Source organism: Kangiella sp. (genome assembly GCF_048265365.1).
Lineage (GTDB): Bacteria > Pseudomonadota > Gammaproteobacteria > Enterobacterales > Kangiellaceae > Kangiella.
In genome coordinates, this window is sequence record NZ_JBLXBT010000001.1 from 14,260 (window position 1) to 34,650 (window position 20,391).

Here is a 20,391-nt window from a genome sequence, read left to right on the forward strand (position 1 = left end):
TTTATTCCTTCTCCATCACCACCGCAGTGCCAAAGGCTAACAACTCAGCAGCCATGCTGGCGATCATGGAGGTTTCGAAACGCACACCAACGACAGCGTTTGCACCGAGCATTCTGGCTTCGTCACACATGCGGTCAATTGCTTGCTCGCGGCTTTCGGCCATCAGTTTGGTGTATTCAATTACTTCACCACCAACCAGATTTCGCAATCCTGCCAGAATATCTTTACCCACATGCCGTGTGCGCACGGAGTTACCACGTACTATGCCGATGACTTTGCTAACCTTGTGACCAGGCACTTGCTCCAATGTATAGACTTCAATATCGCTCATCGTTTTATTCCTTCTTTTAAAATTTAACGTTTTTGTATTTGTCTGTTTTAAGGGCAATCATTCGTTGGCGTAATACGCTCCCTAATAGTAACAGCACACCTGCCTCTATCAAAAAGACGCCGACTTTTAACCAAACTGGAACTGATGGCTCGGTATAGAAGGTAAACAGCTGCCACACCATAAACCCAGCAAAGCCTATTATTAAAATAAACCAGCCAATGATCGCCATACCTTTTGCTAGCGGCTCTTTCATGATTTTGTCCAATTGTGCCTCCTCGCATTCAGGGTATTGTAAGTTACCCATCTCCTGCTTTATCGCCAATAAATCGTCATAGACGACTCGACATTGCTCGCATGATTCAAGATGCACACGCACTCTTTGCCGATCCTGCTGGTTCAGTTCATGATCGATATAACCGCTGATAAGTTCCTGGGTTTTATCACACTGATTCATGATTCACCTCATTCAATTCGTTACTTGCTTGCTCTTCCTGTAAAAGCGTTCTTAATGCCATTCGTGCCCGATGCAGTCTCGACATCACGGTGCCCGCCGGAACCGCCAATATTTCGGCAATGTCCTCATAGCTATTGCCATGATAATCGCGCAACACAATTAGCTCGCGTTGCATCAAGGGCAAAGCATTCAAGGCTGTCATTAATCGCGCTTTAATTTGTAGTTGCTCAAGATGTCTTTCCGGCGACTGAGTCAACGAACTTTGCTGTTCAGTATCCAGCTCGTCTTCTCGCGACAATTGTCGAATCCGATCAATCGCAGCATTACGCACCACTCGATAAAGCCATTTCTGCAAATCGATACCGCCTTTGGGTGCTTTGGGATGCGCCAGAGCTTTTTCCACACTGGCCTGCACCACATCCTCCGCATCGCTTTGGCTGCCCAATAGTTGCACTGCAAAAATTAAGGCTTTTCGGCTGTAATCAATTAATTCCTGCGACAATGACTTTACCCTCTTGTTGTCGTTCTCAATGGTTTAACGAGGAGAGACCCAATTTATTCCATTATTTTTCATCTTTTATACCATGACCATAACGCATATCCATTATTAAATGGACTTGCTTGGTATTAATGATATGGCGATGGCATTATGCTAGCTTTATACGAATACCAAAAAGTAACGTCAGGAGCACACTTATGAGCAATACTTCGGACTATACCCCACCCAAAGTCTGGCAATGGGAAAAAGAAAGTGGCGGCAAATTTGCCAAGATTAATCGTCCCGTATCAGGTCCCACTCACGCCAAGGATTTGCCGGTAGGCAAACATCCTTTGCAGCTTTATTCATTGGCTACGCCTAATGGTGTTAAAGCTACCATTATGCTGGAAGAGCTCCTCGCTAAAGGGATCACCGAGGCCGAGTATGATGCTTACCTGATAGATATCAGCGAAGGTGATCAGTTTAGTAGCGGCTTTGTACAAATCAATCCCAACTCGAAAATTCCGGCCATGGTCGATAACAGCACCAATCCACCGACTCGTATTTTTGAATCAGGCGCCATTCTTTTATATCTCGCTGAAAAATTTGATGCCTTCCTGCCGAGCAAACCTGAACAACGCGCTGAATTATTGTCATGGCTATTCTGGCAGGTCGGTAGTGCACCCTATGTGGGCGGTGGCTTTGGCCATTTCTATCAATACGCGCCTATTAAGATCGAATACTGTATTGATCGTTTTACCATGGAAGTAAAACGTCAATTGGATGTACTGGATAAACGTTTAGCCAATAACCAATACATTTGCGGTGATGAATATACCATTGCCGATATGGCGATTTGGCCCTGGTACGGCTGCCTGGTCTTGAATGAGGTATATGAAGCTGCCGAGTTTTTACAGGCAGATACCTACAAACACGTGATGCGCTGGGCCAAAGACATCGCCAATCGTGATGCGGTCAAACGAGGGCGCATGGTCAATCGCACCTGGGGCGAACCCTATGAGCAATTGCATGAACGCCATGACGCGAAAGACTTCGACACCAATACTGAAGACAAGAAAAACGACTAAGGGATTAAACGGCCATGCAAAACAATACAATAGCCATCAGCATTTGGATTGCCATATTCATGGCCGTATTAATCTGGTCAGGGATAGGCCCCAAAGATTATCCAACCTGGGGGCTGGAAGTTGCTCCCGCAGTACTTGGCTTTTTAGCGCTGGGCATGACCTACAAACGCTTCCCTCTGACGCCGATGCTATACATCCTGATACTCATACACAGTATTATTCTGATCGTTGGTGGTCACTACACTTATGCCGAAGTGCCCTTGTTTGACGACATGAAGGAATGGTTCGGCTGGGAACGCAACAACTACGACAAGCTCGGCCACTTTGTACAGGGTTTTGTCCCAGTTATGATCGCGCGCGAACTCACGATACGACTCAATGTCTTTAATAGCGCCAAATGGCGAACCTTTTTTATCATCAGTTTTTGTCTCGGTTTCAGCGCCTTCTACGAATTGATTGAATGGTGGGTCGCTCTACTCTCCGACGAAGCCGCCGATTCATTCCTCGGCACTCAAGGCTACGTTTGGGACACCCAGTCCGACATGTGGTGGTGCCTGATTGGAGCTATTATTGCATTGGTGAGCTTAAGCAAATGGCATGATAGACAATTAGAAAGATTGGATTAAAACACTCGGTGAGGCAAGGCACACCCTACTCGGGTATATCTCCAGGCTGCGTATAAAACACAACTTTTCCATCTGCGGGGTCTATTGACTCAGGCACAAACTTTAACTCTCTTTGAGCAAATTCCTGTGACAGTGATTCCAGTGCTATTACAGTATTTTCAGGGCCATTCACACTAAGGTTTACCGTAACTTCGCAAGTTGAAGAATTACATTCAACCTCAGAGTCTTTCACAAATGCTTTTGCCCCAACGAATAGTACAATCGTCTGTAATTCATTTTCCCAATACCCTGACCAATGATAATCCTTACCCTCATTATTAAACCGTTGTGCTAAATGCTCCTGATTGGTCATTATGTCCAGACCAGAAGGCGGAGACTCTTCATCTGTTGCGCCTACAGGGTTGTCGGCGACATCATTGGTCTTATCAACATTGTTTTTGTTAGATGGTTTATCAATGGTAACTTCTTGGCTATCAAGTTTTATGGATTCTAGCTGCGAATAAGCCTCCTCACTTTCTACTTGTTTAGCTGAGATCTCTGGCTCAGAGTCTTCCCCACTAAACAGAGTTACTATCAATAATGCAGAGACAATCAGCAGCATAATAATGATTAATGCTATTTTTGTTTTTCCCATAAGTAGATTCCTTTTGAATGAGCTTAAATTATTTGTTTCAGGATTTGAGATTAAAGATAGACCAAAAAGTTCTACACAAAATTTGTCTTGGGATTAATTGCGCCAATCGGTTTGATTGTCTGCTTCATCATAGCAGGTGTAGCGGAAGCCTCGACTTACGGAGGCATTGATACCAATTCGATATTAGCGATAGTTACTGGCTTATTCATGCTTTTATTCATGATTATGGGATTAGCTACTTTCGGCATTGGTATTGGGGCATTCGTGCAAAAAGGTTATAAAAAAGTACTTCCAATAATAGGATTTACTTTTTCTACCGTAGTGTTATTAATGGCGGTGATACTGATGATTATTGGTGCAAACGCGGGTTATTAATGATAAAAAAAGCCTCCCGTCGGAGGCTTTTTCAACAAAATAGACTTAATTACAGCGTCCGGATGACACAGTCGCACTAACGACTTCTCCTGCGCTATGATCCTCTGCCTGACGAGTATATTGATATTCTAAATTATCAAAGGTTAACGATACCGATTCCATAGGAAGCCCATCGCTTGCAGTGCCGGAAGTATCAAAGCGACTGATTTGCACATTGGTCATGGTTATGACGAGATAATCCAAACGGGCTTCGCCACTATCTTTTCGTACCGATAAAACCGCAGTCGGATAGCGTGCTTGATTGGCTTGACCTAGCAGTAACAAAGGTGAACTTCTATCCACATACTTGACTAACTTTATATCTTCGATACAGGCACCTTTACGATTGGATTCTGCGCCCCAGGACCAGGAAATAATGTCGATTTCATCTTCATGATCTACTCGCTGACTTTCACCTTTAATATCACCAATTTTTAAATAGGCGGTGCTTGCGGCATCAGCCAACTGAGGGGTAACGAGAAGGGATAAACAGATTAGACTTGTCTTTAACATAAATAACTCCTTTTAATTTATGGTAGAGGAGACACCTTACTCCTTTAGCTGTTAAACCGTCTGACACAGTTCATAATTCCCATAAAAAAAGCCCCCATGAGGAGGCTTTTTTATAATCTGATATTACGAGAAAGAATGACTTAAAGACTTTTCTTAAACTCGTCGGTCATTAACTCAAAATCTTCTTTGCCAACGCCGCAATCCGGGCAGTACCAGTCTTCGGGAACATCTTCCCAGCGAGTACCAGGCGCGATGCCGTCTTCTTCCCAGCCTAGCTCTTCGTCGTAAACAAAATCACACACCAGGCAACGGTATTTTCTATATTCCACCAGCTAAACCTCTCGAATCTATTGTCTGTATGGGCATTTCAGGCCCACATTGTAAGCATTTTGCGCTGAAATGCTAGCCAATGACCTCGGAAAACGGTCAAAGATACACCAATTGGCTAACTTCATGTTAGAATTGCGCCAACTTAAAAGTCATAACAAACATTTGGGTGCACACATGGTTTTTCAGGGCCAACACATTCTCTCCATTGATCAATTAGACCGCGAGGCGGTTGAGCGAATTCTTCAAGTAGCTGATTTAATGCACCCTTATGTCGCCCGCGAAAAAAGCTGTCGCGTCCTTGATGGCGCTGTTCTTGCTAATATGTTCTTTGAGCCCAGCACTCGCACCCGCATCAGTTTCGGTACGGCTTTTAACCTGCTGGGCGGCCATGTTCGCGAAACCGTTGGCATGTCCACCTCCTCCTTAGCCAAAGGCGAATCCCTGTACGATACAGCGCAAGTTCTATCAACTTACGCTGACGTGGTGGCGATGCGCCATCCACAAGCTGGCTCAGTAGCCGAATTCGCTGCTGCCAGTAAAATCCCGGTCATTAATGGCGGTGATGGTCCTAATGAGCACCCCACTCAGGCGCTGCTTGATATCTACACCATCTTCAATGAACTGAATCGCATTCAAAAAGGTACCGAAAATCTGCGCATCGCTATGATGGGTGATTTAAAGAATGGCCGTACGGTTCACTCGCTGACTCAGTTGCTGTGTGTGTTCCCGAATGTAGACTTCACCTTCGTCGCACCGAAAGCTCTCTCCATGCCAGAAAAAGTGCTGGCAGTATGCGACAAACACAATCATCGCGTGACCATCACCGACAGTCTTGAAGATGGCCTGCACAGTCAGGACGTTATTTACCAGACACGGATTCAGGAAGAGCGCTTCGAAACACAACGCGAAGCGGATTTATACCGCGGCAAATACCGTCTCAACCAATCGCTTTACGAAAAACTCTGCGACCCGAACACCATCATCATGCATCCGCTGCCACGCGACTCGCGCCCGGAAGCTAATGAGCTGAGCGATGACATGAATGATAATCCTAATCTGGCGATTTTCCGCCAAGCTTACTTCGGCGTGAAAGTGCGCATGGCGCTATTCGCCTTGGTGCTCGGTGTTGAAGACAAGCTCAGCCAATTCGAAGCTCCGGTCTCCTGGCACTCGAATAAGCTGTAGACCCATATCGTTACGTTTCACTTTTATACCTAATTATCGGAATTTATATGACCGCATCAGATCAACTTTTTAATCGCGCCAAACAGCATATCCCTGGTGGCGTAAACTCTCCTGTTCGTGCCTTCAACGGCGTTGGTGGCACTCCGATTTTCTTCAAATCTGCTAACGGTGCTTACTTCACCTCAGCCGACGACAAACACTACGTCGACTACGTTGGCTCATGGGGGCCAATGATTCTTGGCCACAACCATCCAGCCATTCGAGAAGCAGTGATTAAAGCCGCTGAAAAAGGTTTGAGCTATGGCGCTCCGACTGAAGTCGAAGCGGAAATGGCAGAAAAGATCTGCGAATTGATTCCATCGATTGAAATGGTACGTATGGTCAACTCAGGCACCGAAGCGACCATGAGCGCGATTCGTCTGGCGCGTGGTTATACCCGTCGCGACAAGATCATCAAATTTGAAGGCTGCTATCACGGCCATGCCGACTGCCTTTTGGTTAAAGCAGGGTCAGGCGCATTAACTTTGGGCGAACCAACCTCGCCGGGCGTGCCAGCAGATTTTGCCAAGCACACCCTGACCGCTGAGTTTAACAACCTGGATAGCGTTAAGACGCTACTGTCTGAATTTGGCAATGACGTGGCTTGTATCATCGTCGAGCCGATTGCCGGTAACATGAATTGCATTCCGCCGGTTCCGGGCTTCCTCGAAGGCCTACGCGAACTGTGTGACCAACACGGTGCCGTGCTGATTTTCGATGAAGTGATGACAGGATTCAGAATGGGCGTGGATGGCGCGCAAGGTTATTACAACATCAAACCTGACATGACCTGTTTAGGTAAAGTGATCGGCGGCGGTATGCCTGTCGGTGCCTTCGGTGGTAAAAAAGAAATCTTCGAACAGCTGGCACCACTTGGCCCTGTCTATCAGGCAGGTACTTTATCAGGCAACCCAGTAGCCATGGCAGCAGGCTTAGCCGCTTTGAATGAATTATCAAAGCCAGACTTTTACCAACCTCTGTTCAACTACACGGAACAATTGGTTGAGGGTATGCGCGCCATTGCTCACGAAGCAAGCATCCCCTTCACCACCAACCATGTAGGTTCCATGTTTGGCTTCTTCTTCAACGATACCGAAACAGTCACCAGTTATCAGCAAGTCGCTAACGGTGATATGGAACGCTTCAAAAAGTTCTACCACGACATGCTAAACCAACACATCTACCTGGCACCCTCCGCCTTCGAAGCAGGCTTCGTCTCCGCAGCCCACGGCGAAAAAGAACTCGACCTGACCTTAAGCGCCGTTAGAAAATCATTAGCTTAAGCCATAAAATAATCCCGCAGCAATGCGGGATTTTTGACTCTAAAGTTAACAATAAGATAATTAACTGTAGGGTGCGTCGTGACGCACCGCTCTTATAACCTGCAATCTACCACCAAACTTAAACCTCACCAAACCTGCCTTCAAATTCACCACATCCCGCCCAGTCAATGGGGCACAACCCTCGTTTAACATCACGGTGAAATGTCGAATATGGCCAATCTCTTACCCTTTTTACCCATTGATGCTTCACAGGATTGATATAACAATAATGGATATGGTTTATGTAATCTTCGTCGTCGCGGATTTGATGTTCCCAAAAACGTCGTTGCCAAACACCTTTCTCATTACGGGTTAACCTTGAAAGATGATCGGTAGCATTGAGATTAAGCCGCTTGGTGAATCCCTCCTTAATTAATCTCAACCGATTTGAATAATCTTCATCGTTTTGCGGTAAGGTCATCACCATATGAAAGTGATCCGGCAAAACGACCAAGGCATCAAGTTTAAAAGGGTAATGTTTTTTGACATGATTAAACGATTGGCGAAGTTCGTTAATATGGCGAGTTAATAATCCTTTATTACGATCCAATGTGTTGACGGTAAAGAAATAGGTGCCTCCCTTTACCTTGGCTCTTCGATAGTTCGGCATCCTTGCCCTCCTTGAATTCGATGGTGCGTCACGACGCACCCTACGTTAGTTACACTTAATTAAAATTTACCCTCATCAAAATTACATCCATCCTCTTGGAGCGGAATTATCCACTTCTTTTTATCAGCATGGTATAAAATCTCTTTTCCATTCACTACCGCTGGAAGAGCAAGCACTCTTGCAGCACAGGCACTTATTGAACCATCTTCTCGAACGATATATTTATCTGCAAAATGAATCTCAACTTTAAATTTTTGGCCAAGCCCGATTGGATTATTAGAAGCAAATCGATAGGTTTGGTCATTATCGAGAAGAATGAACGTTTCACTTGGATGATCTGAAACATCCTGCCAGTGGAAGCTCACTTCTTGAACAATTCCCTTAACTACTTTCGCATCTAAAGGGAGCGATATTATCAGGCCACAAAACGTTACAAATACTAAATAAATCCTACTGTATGTACTTTTCATATAATCTCTCTAATTATTCAGCTCTAACCGTAGGGTGCGTCATGACACAAATCCCGCCCCTTGGGTGCCGCTCTATTGACCGATAATCTACCATCAAATCATCACCGTACCAAACCGATTAAAATCCCCCGCGAAATATGCTTAAATACTTCTTTTTATAGAATTCGATGATTTCCTATGATGAATTTAGATTTAACGGGTAAAAGAGCTTTGGTCTGTGGTTCCAGTCAGGGCATGGGCAAGGCAATTGCGGAGCAGCTGGCGTCCCAAGGTGCTTCGGTGGTTCTTCTGGCACGAAATAAGGCAAAGCTTGAGGCTGTGCTTAATGGGCTGGATAAATCGAAAGGTCAGCAGCACGCAGTGCTGGTGGCGGACTTTGCCTATCCTGAGCAGGTTAAGGCGACAGTTGCTGAGTTTTTAAAGCATGGTCAACTGGTTGAGATTCTGGTCAATAATACGGGCGGTCCAGCGCCGGGTCCTGCTAACACAGCGGAAACCGATGATTTTCTGGCCGCGTTTAATCAGCATTTGATCTGTAACCATGAGTTGATGAAATTGCTGGTTCCGGGAATGAAAGATGCTCAATACGGTCGCATCATCAATGTGATTTCCACCTCAGTTAAGCAACCACTACACGGTCTTGGTGTGTCGAACACAGTGCGTGGCGCGGTGGCAAACTGGGCGAAGACGTTAGCCAATGAGCTTGGTCAGTTTAATATCACGGTGAACAACGTGTTACCGGGCGCGACCAATACGGTTCGTTTAGAAGCCATTATTCAGAACAAAGCCAAGAAGCAAGGCGTTTCCATCGAGGAGATGGAAGAGGAAGAAAAGTCTATTATTCCGATGCGCCGTTTCGGTGAGCCGGAAGAGTTCGCCAATGCAGTGGCCTTTTTAGCATCGCCAGCCGCGGCTTATATTACAGGTATTAATTTACCGGTTGATGGCGGACGCACCAGCTGTCTGTAACTGCTCTCTCAATGCACTAGAGAAACACTATGCAAATCATCAAGAACTACGTTAATGGCCAATTGCTCGATCCATTTGCCGGTCAATATATTGATAATGTTGAACCGGCTACCGGGCAGGTCTATAGCAAAATACCCAACTCGGACGAACAGGATTTAGAGCAGGCGGTGGTTGCTGCGGAACATGCGCAAAAAGGCTGGGCCAATACTCCCAATGAAAAGCGCGCGCAGATTCTGTGCCACCTGGCAGATATTATCGACGCCAATGCCGATATGCTGGCGGAAGCCGAAGCGATCGATAACGGTAAGCCGATCACTTTGGCTAAGAACGTCGATATCTACCGAGCTTCAGCCAATATTCGTTTCTTCGCCCAGGCGATCACTCAGTTCGCCAGCGAAAGTCATGCCATGGAAGATGTTGCCATTAACTATACCTTACGCGATCCGATTGGCATTGTGGCCTGTATCTCGCCGTGGAATTTACCGCTTTATTTATTTACCTGGAAAATCGCTCCGGCGCTAGCCAGCGGTAACGCGGTTATTGCCAAGCCATCCGAAATCACACCAATGACCGCTTTTCTGTTTTCTAAGCTGTGTGTCGAAGCTGGATTGCCGGATGGCGTGCTTAATATTCTGCATGGCACTGGCCCAAGCATCGGTGGTCCACTGACCACTCATCCAAAAATTAAAGCGATAAGCTTTACCGGCGGCACAGCAACTGGCGCGCAGATCACTAAGGTGACAGCGGGCATGTTCAAGAAGTTATCGCTGGAGTTAGGCGGTAAGAACCCGACCTTGGTTTTTGCCGATTGCGACTTTGAGGATACGGTGGACAATGTGGTTCGCGCAGCGTTCTCTAATCAGGGACAAATCTGTTTATGCGGTTCGCGCATTTATATTGAGCGCCCTATTTACGACCGGTTCAAAAAGGCCTTTGTCGATAAAGTTAAACAAATCATAATTGGCGACCCGCTGGAAGCGGATACCCAGCACGGCGCGCTGGTGTCTAAACCGCACATGGATAAAGTATTGTCTTATATTGAATTGGCACAGCAAGAAGGCGGCACCGTATTAACTGGTGGCAATCAGGTCACTATCGAAGGTCGTTGCGAAAATGGTTACTTTGTTGAGCCTACCGTAATTGAAGGCTTAACCAATCACTGCCGTACTAACCAAGAAGAAATTTTTGGCCCTGTCTGCACCATCATGCCGTTTGATACTGACGATGAAGCGATCATGCTCGCCAATGGCACCGAATATGGACTGGCGTCCAGCGTCTGGACCAATGATCTAAAACGTGCCCACCGAGTGGCCAAAGAAATTGAAGCGGGCATCGTCTGGATTAACTGCTGGTTACTGCGCGATCTGCGCACACCTTTCGGTGGCGTCAAAAGCTCAGGCGTTGGCCGCGAAGGTGGATTGGAAGCTTTGAGATTCTTCACTGAAGCTAAGAATGTGTGCATTAAATATTCCTAATTAAATAACCGCACTCATATTAAAAAGCCCCGATTATTTCGGGGCTTTTTTTCATCGCCTAAACCATTAATTCACTCGAATAGGGATGTAAGTTGCGTTATTGCTTTCTTCGACTTCGGCGATGGTGTTGTTAGGATCTAACAAGCCACCTAAGAAGTAGTTTTGGCCAGAGTTCAAGGTGGATGGAATAGTTACCGTTCTGGTCGAAGTATAGACGCTGCCTTCTGGTTGCAATGCAAAAGATGTACTGGCAATCAGAGTATCAGCGGTACTAATGAAGTTATTGGTTGAAACATAATAGTAAATCGTTGGTGCCTGACCGGATTCACCATTATTTTCATAAGTTAACTCCATACGAACCTGCTGCCCTTTGCTGACGTTGTAACGACGCTCGCCGTTCACTGTAGTGTAAGGCAGTTCAACACCCGAAGTGTTATACAACTTGGTACGAATGTGTGAGCTGTAGGCACCACTGGCACCACTGTATTTCCAATGCACTAGACCGACGTCCTGAATATTTCCTGCGTTATTACCATACAGCTGACGCAGACCGTAGTTAGCATCTTCGCCCATGTAGGCTAAGGCATAAACATAGTTACGATGGATGTGGTCCCAATCCTGCCCCATGATGCTGTAGCGACCATTTTCATGACCTAGACCAGCTCCATGACCAAACTCATGCAAGGCAGTGGTTTTGAAGGGACGTGATGCACCGCCATAAGGGATTAAATTATCAGCGCGTGCACGAATACCATATTCTACGCCGGGGATATAATTTACCGTATTCTTAAACACAATGTCTGATTCAGAGATGTTATTACTCCAACCAAAGAACCAGGTACATGAGCTCCAGGTGTAGGCAACTGCTGGTGCGCTGATACTGCTTGACCACCAGACTTCGTTTTGACCATTGTTCATGCCAACGGATGTATCGCCGTATTGCATGGAAAAACGAATTTTACTAGGGTTTTTATTGAATTGAGTAATGACATGTCCCAATGCTGTGCGGTAGTCATTACCAACTGGAAAGCCCACAGAACTGGCGCGATAGGTCACGCTATTAGTATTCCACTTTTTATAGACACCATTACATGATGTATCCAAAGTTGCTGCTTGCGTTTCCATTCCTAAAAATGATGCAGCGATTACGCTAGAGATTAAGATTAACTTCTTCATTATACTTCCTCCGTGAAGTAGTGATTATTGGTGGTCAACATCATCGACGATGTCTTGAGCGGATTGCTTGGCACGTGCTGGCACAGCTGGTGCAGGCATAGCAACAGGAATCGAAGCCGAGAATCTTTGAGCAATGTTTGCGCTCTGGATTTCTTTGGCTGGTTTTCCTTTCATAGCAGACTGTACAGCTTTCTTAAATTGCTGAACTGAAGCGCCTTTTGCTTGAGCTTGCGCTGATAATGTCTTACCGGAAATCTCGCCTTGTTCATCATCCATTGCTACCGGGCGTTGCGCATGTTCAGAAGACTTACCGATTTGCACGGGTCTGCCGCTTTCAGTAAATACTTCACCGCTTTTCACTTTGAAGAAGCCTTCTGAACAGCGAACCAATGGACACTGCCCATCACTTTTCTCTGCAATCATTAAAATGTTCTCTTCGCCAAGATTGAACTCAGGAACATTCGACACTTCAAGCACATCGTACTGAGTGTCGCTGATCTTTTTGATACCGCCAATAAAGCGTAGCGTTACTTGACGACCCTTTTGTAAACCTTGTATATCATCTTCAATTTGGTAGGTCACAAAAGTATGAGGGATGCCTTCAACAGAATCCTTGTAGTCAATTTTCATGACTTTTCCCTGGACAATGTTTTGAGCTTCTTTGGCTAATGATTCAATTCCATTTGAGTCATAGATTGATGCCATGGTGGGTAGTGAGGCAAATGTTAGCGCAGAAACCACTGCTCCCAACACTGCACTTTTTTTTGTATTAAGATAACTTTTTTTCATAAAACTTACTCCTTGTTGATTGATCGCTTATTCCATATAAGCAGGAGTTATATTATGAATTCCTAGAGTCTTGACAAGACACAATAATTTGCAAGTCATTGATTTTCATATTTGCATTGGGTTTTTGGTGTTTTTTCAGCGATTGCATGATGAATTGTGAGAAATGTCTTACACAAGAACGGCTGATTTGCCGATGGGTTAATACCTGCTGATTTACTCATAAGATTATTAGAGCATAAAAAAAAAGGCGAGCACACTGGCTCGCCTCAACTCTATAAAGAGAGCTATTAATACTTCGGCTTCTTGCTTTCTATCCATGCATCAATTTTATCATTGAGTACCGACATAGGAACGGCTCCACCCAGTAACACTAAATCGTGGAACTCTTTAATGTCGAATGCTTCGCCTAATTCTTCTTTGGCTCTTTCACGCTGGCGGACAATGTTGATCATCCCCAGCTTATATCCCAAAGCTTGTCCAGGCCAAACCATGTAACGCTCGATCTCAGCAACCACATCCGATTGAGCTGTTCCGGTGGTTTTCGCCATATAGTCAATCGCCTGCTCGCGAGTCCATTTCTTATGGTGCATACCTGTATCGACCACCAGGCGAACGGCACGGAACAGTTCTGCTTTCAAACGTCCCAAATCACCAAACGGGTCATCTTTATACATGCCCATTTCCCAGGCAACCAATTCTGAATACAAAGCCCAACCTTCTACATAACCATTATAAGGTGCTATACGGCGAATCATCGGCAAGCTTTCTTGCGCCATGTTCAGGGCGATTTGCCAATGATGCCCCGGGTTGGCTTCATGATAAGTCAGTGTTTTCAAATCAAACTTTGGATTAGCTTTCATATCGCGCAAGTTAATCCAGTAAACCCCAGGTTCAGAGCCATCCAGCGGCGGTGGCGTATATTGACCACCAGGAGCTCCTTCTTGACGCTCTACCGGAATTCGACGGATTTCTACATCATATGGTGGGATGGTCGCAAATTGAGTTGGCATCACCTCATTAATGTCCGCCAGCATTCCATTTAAGTCATCCAATAACTTCTGACGTCCTGCGTCGGAGTCTTCGTAAATGAAACGGTCTTCTTCATTTAAAGCCGCCATGCGCTCACCAACGGTGCCGTCTTTGTAGCCTTCAGACTTGAGAATCGCATCCATTTCAGCAGTGATTCGGTCAACTTCTTCAAGGCCAATTTGATGTACTTGCTCCGGTGTCAGGTCGGTATCGCCCAACTCGCTCACCGCATAGCGATAAAACTCAGCGCCACCCGGTTGTGCCCAGATACCAGACTCCTCTGGTGCCTTTTCCAGCAAATCTTCCATCACCATGGCCAAGGTTTTATAAGCAGGGTAAATGGTGGTTTTGGTAATGCTGACTGCGTCAAACATCATCTTTTCCTTTTGCTCAGCAGGAAGGTCGAGTTTGTCGAGTTTGCTTTGCAAGTTAGTCACTAAGGCATGCTGTTCAGGCTCGGCGGCAGTAAAACCATTAAGAAAGTTTAATGCGCCATTGATAATCACTTTGGGCGGAATCCAGCCTTGCTCTGCATCGGCCAAAACTTTAGTCTTAATGCCTTCGACCATATCGCCAAACAAAGCCATCCTGGCCAGATAGTCTTTGGCATTTTGTTCGCTTTTAATCGGGTGGTTGTTTTGTAATACGTTGGGAACATCAATGGCTGGGCCATTAATTTGGCTGACGATAAATGGCGAGTGCCCCATCCAGGCGTCAATAAAGCCAAATTCAAACTGTTTTTCACCTGAATAGTATTCAGCCAAGTCGATCACTACTTTACGATTTTCCTCGCCCTGAATTGTATCTGACTTTAGCATAGCCAGCTGATCGGCATAGTGACGCAAGCCCTGACGTAATGCCTTTTCGGCGGCAGGCGAGTAATCGGGTAATTTATCCTGATAATAGCCACCTGCGATTTCCTCACTGACACCATACATGGACGCGTCCATTGGGCGAGCAGCAAACAGCGCCGTGGTGATTTTTCCATAAAGAACATCAGGAGTTACCTCGGTCTTCTGTTCGTATGACTGCTCTTTCGAGACCGCCGTCTCCACTGACATCTGTTCCTGCTGAGCACTTTCTGGAGTGGTTTGCTCCTGCTTCTCTTCTTCTTGCTGGCAACCAGCGCTTAGTAAAGCAGCGCTAACCAGTATGCTGATAATAGTTTTACGACTTGCTCGTTGTGTGAAAGACATAACCTACACCCTAATTTTATGATTTATGTGTGACTGATTATTAACAATTATCTGACAAAAGTCACACCCAGCAGTTCAGAGTTGCTGAGCAACGGTAATCATTGCTGCAGAACCGGTCACAGATTTATTAGGGTTGAGGTATGATAGAACCCAAAGTTTACGCCCCCTGTAGGCTGATGGTGCATCCAAGTGCAACCAAACCCATACCGCAAAACTGGTCTGCTGATAATTTTGCCTTATAATAGCGTCTATTCTTTATTTGATAGATAGGATTAACCATGCCTTCGTTTGATATTGTTTCTGAAGTGGATAAACACGAGATTACTAATACTGTTGATAATGCTAACCGTGAGCTATCGACTCGCTTCGATTTCCGTGGGGTGGATGCGAGCTTTGAGCAGACTGGTGAGAGCATCAAAATTACTGCTGAAGCTGAGTTTCAGGTCGATCAGATGATCGATATTCTTTATAAGGCCTGTGTAAAGCGTGATATTGATACCAATGCGTTAGATATCACCGATGATGCGACCCATTCTGGCAAGACCTTTTATAAGACAGCCAATTTCAAACAAGGTATAGAAAAAGATATCGCCAAGAAAATCGTTAAATTGATTAAGGATTCAAAATTGAAAGTTCAAACCGCGATTCAAGGCGAGGAGCTGCGCGTAACTGGTAAAAAACGCGATGATCTGCAACAGGCGATGGCATTAGTGAAACAAGCAGAACTGGGCCAGCCGTTTCAGTTTAAGAATTTCAGGGATTGATGTTTTCGGGCAGGCACATTGGCCTGCCCCAACACCGAATCATTGAGCCCCTTGCCTAATAATGGCTTTTCCGCTATAAAAGAGCCCATGCACTATTTCCCACACCAAAAAACATCAGGATTCATCTTTGCCCACCAAGGTGGTTGCAAGTGGATTCTCGATTGAATACGCATTCCTTTCTTGCGCCGATTGCGCGCGCCTGTTTTTCCTAGTATTTTCGTTTAACAGTTTCGTTATTTATTCTAGCTAATTAACAGCATGTTTAACTTGTTTGTGCTGTAACTCATTGAATTTATAGAATTAGCTAGCTAATTTGATTTGAGGTTTATATGAGTCAGAAATTTGTTTCTTCGACGGCCCCTGAACCTGTCGGTTTATACCCCCATGCTCGTCGTGTTGGTCACTTGTTGTTTTTGTCGGGTGTTGGCCCACGTAAAAAGGGCAGTAAGGATATTCCCGGTGTCACTTTAGATGATGAAGGCAATATAACCGACTATTGTATTGAGACTCAGTGCCGCAGTGTTTTTGACAATGTTCGCGCTATTTTACAAGACTCCGGCTCCAGCTGGGATCAGTTGGTGGATGTGCAGGTCTTTTTAACCAACATGAAAGATGATTTCAAAACCTACAATAAAGTTTACGCAGAATACTTTGCTGATAATCAACCTTGTCGCACCACCATTGAAATTAGTTCTTTGCCAACGCCAATTGCGATTGAGCTGAAATGCATCGCCACTATTTACGATGATTAAGGAGAATCGCTATGAGTCAACAAACATTAACACCGGTTCCACCTTTTAATTTCCAGAAATGGATTGATGAAAACCGCCATCTATTACAGCCACCGGTTTGCAATAAGCAGGTTTTCGAACAAGACGATTTTATTGTCATGGTTGTCGGTGGCCCTAACGGTCGTCGTGATTTTCATTATGATGAAGGCCCTGAATTTTTCTACCAACTAGAAGGCGAGATGGAATTGCGTACCATCCAAAATGGCGAGCGTGTCGATTATCCGATTAAAGCGGGCGAAATCTTTCTGTTACCCCCGAGAGTTCCTCATTCGCCGGTTCGCTTTGAAAACTCTATTGGCCTGGTTGTTGAGCGCAAAAGACTGGACCACGAAAAAGATGGCTTGATGTGGTTCTGTGAAAACTGCGATAACAAACTGTACGAAGAATATTTTCAATTGACCAATGTGGAAAAAGATTTTCTACCGGTCTTCGAGCGCTTTTTAGAAAGCGAAGAGCATCGTACTTGCAACCAATGCGGTACGGTCATGCCTAAACAAAACAAACTGGATCTTTAATTTATGTCTGATTTAAAGATTGATATACATACTCATATCCTGCCCAAGAACTGGCCCGATTTAAAAGAACGCTACGGCTATGGTGGTTTCGTTAAATTGGAACATCATAAGTGCGACTGCGCACGGATGATGGTTGATGGCAAATTCTTTCGTGAAGTACAGGATAATTGCTGGTCGCCTGAAGTGCGCATGAAAGACTGCGATCACCATGGCGTTCACGTACAGGTATTGTCCACTGTACCGGTCATGTTCAACTACTGGGCTAAGCCGGAAGATACACTGGATTTATCTCGTTTTCTTAATGACCACATTGCCGAAGTGGTTGAGCGCTACCCTACCCGCTTTGTCGGTTTAGGCACACTGCCGATGCAGGCACCTAAATTAGCCATTCAGGAGTTGGAGCGCTGTGTTAAAGAGCTGGGACTGGCTGGCGTACAAATTGGTTCGCACATCAATGACTGGAACCTTAACGATGAAAACCTGTTTGAAGTATTTGCAGCAGCTGAAGAGTTAGGCGCAGCCGTTTTCGTGCATCCGTGGGATATGGTCGGCAAAGAGAAAATGCAAAAATACTGGATGCCCTGGTTAGTGGGTATGCCTGCGGAAAGTTCTTTAGCAATTTGCTCGATGATTTTTGGTGGTGTATTAGAGCGTTTGCCAAATCTGCGAATTGCTTTTGCCCATGGCGGAGGAAGTTTCCCTGCGACACTTGGCCGTATTGAACATGCTTATGAAGTTCGTCCTGACTTGATGCGCGTCGATAACCCTCATCATCCTCGCAAATATCTTGAGCAAATATATCTTGATACCTTGGTTCATGATCCAAAGATGCTAGAGTACCTGGTTGATTTAATGGGCCCTCATAAACTGGCGCTCGGTACCGACTATCCCTTTCCATTAGGTGAACTTGAACCGGGTAAACTGATTGAGTCCATGAACTATGATAAAGCGATTTCTGATCGTTTATTGCATGGCACAGCGCTGGAATGGCTCAATCTTGAGAAGGGACATTTCATTAAATGAGTAAGTTCAACTTAACCACAGAGTTTATGGGCAAGCGCTACCATGTTGATGTTGAACATCCGCAATCAATTGCTATTCCTTTAAACTTTGATGGCAAGCAGCCTAATCATTTTGGTGCCGAAACTGCAAAGCGGCAGCCGCTACAGGCAGGTAGTTTTATTGGCGATACGACGAAAGGCGGTAGCTGCAATGTGGATACCATTCAATTAGTTCCTCATTGCAATGGTACCCATACTGAATCAATTCATCATATTAGCGATCAAAAGGTTTCAGTCGGAGCTATTTTCAATCATAGCCTGAGCATCGCTTGTGTAATTAGCATTGAACCGAAACTGGCAGAAGCAACTAATGATAGCTATCGGCCGAATCTTGAAAACGCTGATCGCGTGATCGATAAAGCACAACTGCAACAAGTTCTTGCTAGCGAAACGCTGGAAAACATCGAGAGTTTAGTCGTTCGAAGCGTTCCTAATCATGATGTCAAGAAATCCAATCGTTACGATGACACCAATCAGCCACCCTTCTTTACTCAAGAAGCTATGCAATGGTTGGCAGACAGTCCAATTAAACACTTACTGGTAGATTTTCCTTCGGTGGACAAAATGTATGATGATGGGCATTTAACCAACCATCATATTTACTGGAACTTAGAAGCCGATAGTCATCAGCTGACTGATAACGCTCGTTGTGATCGCACCATTACTGAAATGGTGTTTGTGCCCGATGATATCGATAATGGCATCTATTGTTTAAATCTGCAAATACCCGCATTTGAGTTAGACGCAGCTCCCAGCCGTCCGATTCTTTACCCATTGATTGAATGTTCTGACGACAATTTTTCTGCGAATAAAAGTTCAGAGCAGTAACAATAAAGCATTGAGAAAAAACCATTATGAACAATTTATTTTCACTTGAGTATGCGCAAAAACTGGATCAACAAGATCCGTTACAACAGATGCGCAAGCAATTTCATATTCCCAAGCAAGATAATGGTGATGATGAAATTTATTTGTGCGGTAACTCACTAGGCTTGCAGCCCAAACGTACTCAGGAATACCTTAATTATGAGCTGAGCCAATGGCAAAATCTTGGCGTTAAAGGTCACTTTTCGGGCGATTTTCCCTGGATGCCTTATCACGAGTTTTTAACCGAAGAATCCGCTAAGTTAGTCGGCGCAAAGAACTCTGAAGTAGTTTGCATGAATTCATTAACTGCTAACCTGCACTTTATGATGGTCAGCTTTTATCGCCCAAGCAAAACGCGCAACAAAATTCTGATTGAAGATCATGCCTTCCCTTCTGATCACTATGCGGTTGAGTCACAGATCCGCTTCCATGGTTTTGATCCTGATGAGGCCATGCTATTAGCAAAGCCACGCGAAGGGGAAGAAACTTTACGGACTGAAGACCTTCTCAACCTTATCCAACTCCATGGTGAGGAAATTGCATTAATTATGTTGCCCGGTGTTCAGTATTACACAGGACAGGTTTTGGATATGAAGGCGATTACTGCAGCCGGTCATGCCAAAGGTTGTATGGTGGGTTTTGATCTGGCGCACGCTACCGGCAACATTCCGATGAGTTTGCATGACTGGAATGTGGATTTTGCTGCCTGGTGTACTTACAAATATTTAAACTCTGGTCCCGGTTCAGTGGCTGGTTGTTTCGTCCATGAAAAACATCATGCCAATCTTGAGCTTCCACGTTTTGCTGGCTGGTGGGGACACGATAAAGAGTCGCGCTTTAGAATGGAAAATCGTTTTGTACCGATGCAAAGTGCTGAAGCATGGCAAGTATCCAACCCGCCCATTCTGTCTTTAGCTGCTATTCGCGCATCATTAGATACGGTCAAGGAAGCGGGCGGCATTCATACCCTGCGTGAGAAATCACTCCAGCTGACCCGCTACTTGCGCGACTTGTTAGAACAAGAACTGGCGGATGAAATAAATATCTTAACCCCTGCCGATGAAAGAGCTTCCGGTTGTCAGTTATCGCTGACTGTAAACCTGCATGGCCTTGATGGCAAAACTGTGTTCGATCGCATCGAAGCGGCAGGCGTTACTTGTGATTTCCGTCATCCCAATGTGATTCGCGTTGCGCCAGTGCCTTTATACAACTCTTTCGAAGATGCGTACCGCTTTGTCGCCATCTTAAAAGATAGCTTACAGTGA

General features: G+C 45.2%; 24 protein-coding genes. 13 read left to right on the forward strand and 11 right to left on the reverse strand.

The features are described from left to right. Position 1 precedes the first annotated feature (1 nt). Genes ACN0VI_RS00070 through ACN0VI_RS00080 form a run of 3 tightly spaced genes read right to left on the reverse strand, consistent with a single transcriptional unit; the run spans position 2 to position 1,287 of the window. Positions 2-331: a YbjQ family protein gene (locus ACN0VI_RS00070; RefSeq protein ID WP_331891606.1), complete on the reverse strand. Its 330-nt coding sequence runs from the start codon at positions 329-331 to the stop codon at positions 2-4. Between the two features lie 16 nt (positions 332-347). Then, complete coding sequence (locus tag ACN0VI_RS00075) at positions 348-785, reverse strand: zf-HC2 domain-containing protein (RefSeq protein ID WP_331891605.1); 438 nt, start codon at positions 783-785, stop codon at positions 348-350. Next, positions 772-1,287, reverse strand: a complete 516-nt coding sequence (locus ACN0VI_RS00080; RefSeq protein WP_331891604.1) for a sigma-70 family RNA polymerase sigma factor — start codon at positions 1,285-1,287, stop codon at positions 772-774. The genes ACN0VI_RS00075 and ACN0VI_RS00080 overlap by 14 nt, the downstream gene beginning before the upstream one ends. Positions 1,288-1,481: 194 nt before the next feature. Between ACN0VI_RS00080 and yghU the strand changes: the two genes are divergently transcribed. Together yghU and ACN0VI_RS00090 are read left to right on the forward strand one after the other, a co-directional pair. After that, complete coding sequence (gene yghU / locus ACN0VI_RS00085; RefSeq protein WP_331891602.1) at positions 1,482-2,351, forward strand: glutathione-dependent disulfide-bond oxidoreductase; 870 nt, start codon at positions 1,482-1,484, stop codon at positions 2,349-2,351. Between the two features lie 14 nt (positions 2,352-2,365). Next, a complete protein-coding gene (locus tag ACN0VI_RS00090) occupies positions 2,366-2,977 on the forward strand; it encodes a DUF2238 domain-containing protein (protein WP_417445341.1) in 612 nt (203 codons plus the stop codon). Between the two features lie 25 nt (positions 2,978-3,002). Here ACN0VI_RS00090 and ACN0VI_RS00095 read toward each other — a convergent pair whose 3' ends face one another. Further along, the gene (locus tag ACN0VI_RS00095) at positions 3,003-3,611 is read right to left on the reverse strand and encodes a hypothetical protein (protein WP_331891599.1); all 609 of its coding nucleotides are present in this window, start codon (positions 3,609-3,611) and stop codon (positions 3,003-3,005) included. Between the two features lie 87 nt (positions 3,612-3,698). Here ACN0VI_RS00095 and ACN0VI_RS00100 point away from each other — a divergent pair, with 87 nt between their 5' ends. Next, on the forward strand, positions 3,699-3,986 hold the full coding sequence (locus tag ACN0VI_RS00100) for a hypothetical protein (RefSeq protein ID WP_417445342.1): 288 nt from the start codon (positions 3,699-3,701) through the stop codon (positions 3,984-3,986). Between the two features lie 45 nt (positions 3,987-4,031). On the opposite strand, the gene ACN0VI_RS00105 is transcribed toward ACN0VI_RS00100, so the two are convergent. Both ACN0VI_RS00105 and ACN0VI_RS00110 read right to left on the reverse strand, forming a co-directional pair. Beyond that, the gene (locus ACN0VI_RS00105; protein WP_331891596.1) at positions 4,032-4,538 is read right to left on the reverse strand and encodes a type VI secretion system tube protein Hcp; all 507 of its coding nucleotides are present in this window, start codon (positions 4,536-4,538) and stop codon (positions 4,032-4,034) included. 140 nt (positions 4,539-4,678) lie between these two features. Next, positions 4,679-4,867, reverse strand: a complete 189-nt coding sequence (locus ACN0VI_RS00110) for a rubredoxin (protein WP_012800329.1) — start codon at positions 4,865-4,867, stop codon at positions 4,679-4,681. A gap of 124 nt (positions 4,868-4,991) precedes the next feature. On the opposite strand from ACN0VI_RS00110, the gene ACN0VI_RS00115 reads away from it, so the two are divergent. Next, on the forward strand, positions 4,992-6,053 hold the full coding sequence (locus ACN0VI_RS00115) for an aspartate carbamoyltransferase (RefSeq protein WP_417445343.1): 1,062 nt from the start codon (positions 4,992-4,994) through the stop codon (positions 6,051-6,053). A 47-nt stretch (positions 6,054-6,100) separates the two neighbouring features. Further along, positions 6,101-7,375, forward strand: a complete 1,275-nt coding sequence (gene hemL, locus ACN0VI_RS00120; protein ID WP_417445344.1) for a glutamate-1-semialdehyde 2,1-aminomutase — start codon at positions 6,101-6,103, stop codon at positions 7,373-7,375. Between the two features lie 118 nt (positions 7,376-7,493). Here hemL and ACN0VI_RS00125 read toward each other — a convergent pair whose 3' ends face one another. Both ACN0VI_RS00125 and ACN0VI_RS00130 read right to left on the reverse strand, forming a co-directional pair. After that, positions 7,494-8,024: an REP-associated tyrosine transposase gene (locus ACN0VI_RS00125; protein WP_417445345.1), complete on the reverse strand. Its 531-nt coding sequence runs from the start codon at positions 8,022-8,024 to the stop codon at positions 7,494-7,496. Positions 8,025-8,083: 59 nt separating this feature from the next. Next, the gene (locus ACN0VI_RS00130; protein WP_417445346.1) at positions 8,084-8,494 is read right to left on the reverse strand and encodes a hypothetical protein; all 411 of its coding nucleotides are present in this window, start codon (positions 8,492-8,494) and stop codon (positions 8,084-8,086) included. A gap of 180 nt (positions 8,495-8,674) precedes the next feature. Between ACN0VI_RS00130 and ACN0VI_RS00135 the strand changes: the two genes are divergently transcribed. After that, positions 8,675-9,463 (forward strand): SDR family oxidoreductase, encoded by a 789-nt coding sequence (locus tag ACN0VI_RS00135; protein ID WP_417446544.1) that lies wholly within the window; start codon positions 8,675-8,677, stop codon positions 9,461-9,463. Positions 9,464-9,492: 29 nt separating this feature from the next. Further along, positions 9,493-10,938, forward strand: coding sequence for an aldehyde dehydrogenase (locus ACN0VI_RS00140; protein ID WP_417445347.1), 1,446 nt, complete (start codon positions 9,493-9,495; stop codon positions 10,936-10,938). 66 nt (positions 10,939-11,004) lie between these two features. On the opposite strand, the gene ACN0VI_RS00145 is transcribed toward ACN0VI_RS00140, so the two are convergent. The 3 genes from ACN0VI_RS00145 to ACN0VI_RS00155 form a co-directional block, all read right to left on the reverse strand. Next, positions 11,005-12,114 carry a hypothetical protein gene (locus ACN0VI_RS00145; protein ID WP_417445348.1) on the reverse strand — a complete coding sequence of 370 codons (1,110 nt, stop codon included), beginning with the start codon at positions 12,112-12,114 and terminating at the stop codon, positions 11,005-11,007. 24 nt (positions 12,115-12,138) lie between these two features. Next, positions 12,139-12,903 carry a hypothetical protein gene (locus ACN0VI_RS00150; protein ID WP_417445349.1) on the reverse strand — a complete coding sequence of 255 codons (765 nt, stop codon included), beginning with the start codon at positions 12,901-12,903 and terminating at the stop codon, positions 12,139-12,141. A 287-nt stretch (positions 12,904-13,190) separates the two neighbouring features. Continuing rightward, positions 13,191-15,128: a DUF885 domain-containing protein gene (locus tag ACN0VI_RS00155; protein WP_417445350.1), complete on the reverse strand. Its 1,938-nt coding sequence runs from the start codon at positions 15,126-15,128 to the stop codon at positions 13,191-13,193. Positions 15,129-15,406: 278 nt separating this feature from the next. On the opposite strand from ACN0VI_RS00155, the gene ACN0VI_RS00160 reads away from it, so the two are divergent. From ACN0VI_RS00160 to kynU, 6 genes are all read left to right on the forward strand, one after another. Continuing rightward, positions 15,407-15,892 (forward strand): YajQ family cyclic di-GMP-binding protein, encoded by a 486-nt coding sequence (locus ACN0VI_RS00160; RefSeq protein WP_331891028.1) that lies wholly within the window; start codon positions 15,407-15,409, stop codon positions 15,890-15,892. Between the two features lie 329 nt (positions 15,893-16,221). Further along, positions 16,222-16,644, forward strand: coding sequence for a RidA family protein (locus ACN0VI_RS00165; RefSeq protein WP_331891027.1), 423 nt, complete (start codon positions 16,222-16,224; stop codon positions 16,642-16,644). 11 nt (positions 16,645-16,655) lie between these two features. Next, positions 16,656-17,198 carry a 3-hydroxyanthranilate 3,4-dioxygenase gene (locus ACN0VI_RS00170; RefSeq protein WP_417445351.1) on the forward strand — a complete coding sequence of 181 codons (543 nt, stop codon included), beginning with the start codon at positions 16,656-16,658 and terminating at the stop codon, positions 17,196-17,198. Positions 17,199-17,201: 3 nt separating this feature from the next. Next, on the forward strand, positions 17,202-18,221 hold the full coding sequence (locus tag ACN0VI_RS00175) for an amidohydrolase family protein (protein WP_417445352.1): 1,020 nt from the start codon (positions 17,202-17,204) through the stop codon (positions 18,219-18,221). Then, complete coding sequence (locus ACN0VI_RS00180) at positions 18,218-19,087, forward strand: cyclase family protein (RefSeq protein WP_417445353.1); 870 nt, start codon at positions 18,218-18,220, stop codon at positions 19,085-19,087. Before ACN0VI_RS00175 ends, ACN0VI_RS00180 begins: the two co-directional genes overlap by 4 nt. A 26-nt stretch (positions 19,088-19,113) precedes the next feature. Continuing rightward, positions 19,114-20,391, forward strand: a complete 1,278-nt coding sequence (gene kynU, locus ACN0VI_RS00185; protein WP_417445354.1) for a kynureninase — start codon at positions 19,114-19,116, stop codon at positions 20,389-20,391.

Coding starts and splice junctions, on each gene's coding strand:
- ACN0VI_RS00070 (WP_331891606.1), bottom strand. CDS start 331: ATGAGCGATATTGAAGTCTATACATTGGAGCAAGTGCCTGGTCACAAG.
- ACN0VI_RS00075 (WP_331891605.1), bottom strand. CDS start 785: ATGAATCAGTGTGATAAAACCCAGGAACTTATCAGCGGTTATATCGAT.
- yghU (WP_331891602.1), top strand. CDS start 1,482: ATGAGCAATACTTCGGACTATACCCCACCCAAAGTCTGGCAATGGGAA.
- ACN0VI_RS00090 (WP_417445341.1), top strand. CDS start 2,366: ATGCAAAACAATACAATAGCCATCAGCATTTGGATTGCCATATTCATG.
- ACN0VI_RS00095 (WP_331891599.1), bottom strand. CDS start 3,611: ATGGGAAAAACAAAAATAGCATTAATCATTATTATGCTGCTGATTGTC.
- ACN0VI_RS00105 (WP_331891596.1), bottom strand. CDS start 4,538: ATGTTAAAGACAAGTCTAATCTGTTTATCCCTTCTCGTTACCCCTCAG.
- ACN0VI_RS00115 (WP_417445343.1), top strand. CDS start 4,992: ATGTTAGAATTGCGCCAACTTAAAAGTCATAACAAACATTTGGGTGCA.
- hemL (WP_417445344.1), top strand. CDS start 6,101: ATGACCGCATCAGATCAACTTTTTAATCGCGCCAAACAGCATATCCCT.
- ACN0VI_RS00125 (WP_417445345.1), bottom strand. CDS start 8,024: ATGCCGAACTATCGAAGAGCCAAGGTAAAGGGAGGCACCTATTTCTTT.
- ACN0VI_RS00130 (WP_417445346.1), bottom strand. CDS start 8,494: ATGAAAAGTACATACAGTAGGATTTATTTAGTATTTGTAACGTTTTGT.
- ACN0VI_RS00135 (WP_417446544.1), top strand. CDS start 8,675: ATGAATTTAGATTTAACGGGTAAAAGAGCTTTGGTCTGTGGTTCCAGT.
- ACN0VI_RS00140 (WP_417445347.1), top strand. CDS start 9,493: ATGCAAATCATCAAGAACTACGTTAATGGCCAATTGCTCGATCCATTT.
- ACN0VI_RS00145 (WP_417445348.1), bottom strand. CDS start 12,114: ATGAAGAAGTTAATCTTAATCTCTAGCGTAATCGCTGCATCATTTTTA.
- ACN0VI_RS00150 (WP_417445349.1), bottom strand. CDS start 12,903: ATGAAAAAAAGTTATCTTAATACAAAAAAAAGTGCAGTGTTGGGAGCA.
- ACN0VI_RS00155 (WP_417445350.1), bottom strand. CDS start 15,128: ATGTCTTTCACACAACGAGCAAGTCGTAAAACTATTATCAGCATACTG.
- ACN0VI_RS00160 (WP_331891028.1), top strand. CDS start 15,407: ATGCCTTCGTTTGATATTGTTTCTGAAGTGGATAAACACGAGATTACT.
- ACN0VI_RS00165 (WP_331891027.1), top strand. CDS start 16,222: ATGAGTCAGAAATTTGTTTCTTCGACGGCCCCTGAACCTGTCGGTTTA.
- ACN0VI_RS00170 (WP_417445351.1), top strand. CDS start 16,656: ATGAGTCAACAAACATTAACACCGGTTCCACCTTTTAATTTCCAGAAA.
- ACN0VI_RS00175 (WP_417445352.1), top strand. CDS start 17,202: ATGTCTGATTTAAAGATTGATATACATACTCATATCCTGCCCAAGAAC.
- ACN0VI_RS00180 (WP_417445353.1), top strand. CDS start 18,218: ATGAGTAAGTTCAACTTAACCACAGAGTTTATGGGCAAGCGCTACCAT.
- kynU (WP_417445354.1), top strand. CDS start 19,114: ATGAACAATTTATTTTCACTTGAGTATGCGCAAAAACTGGATCAACAA.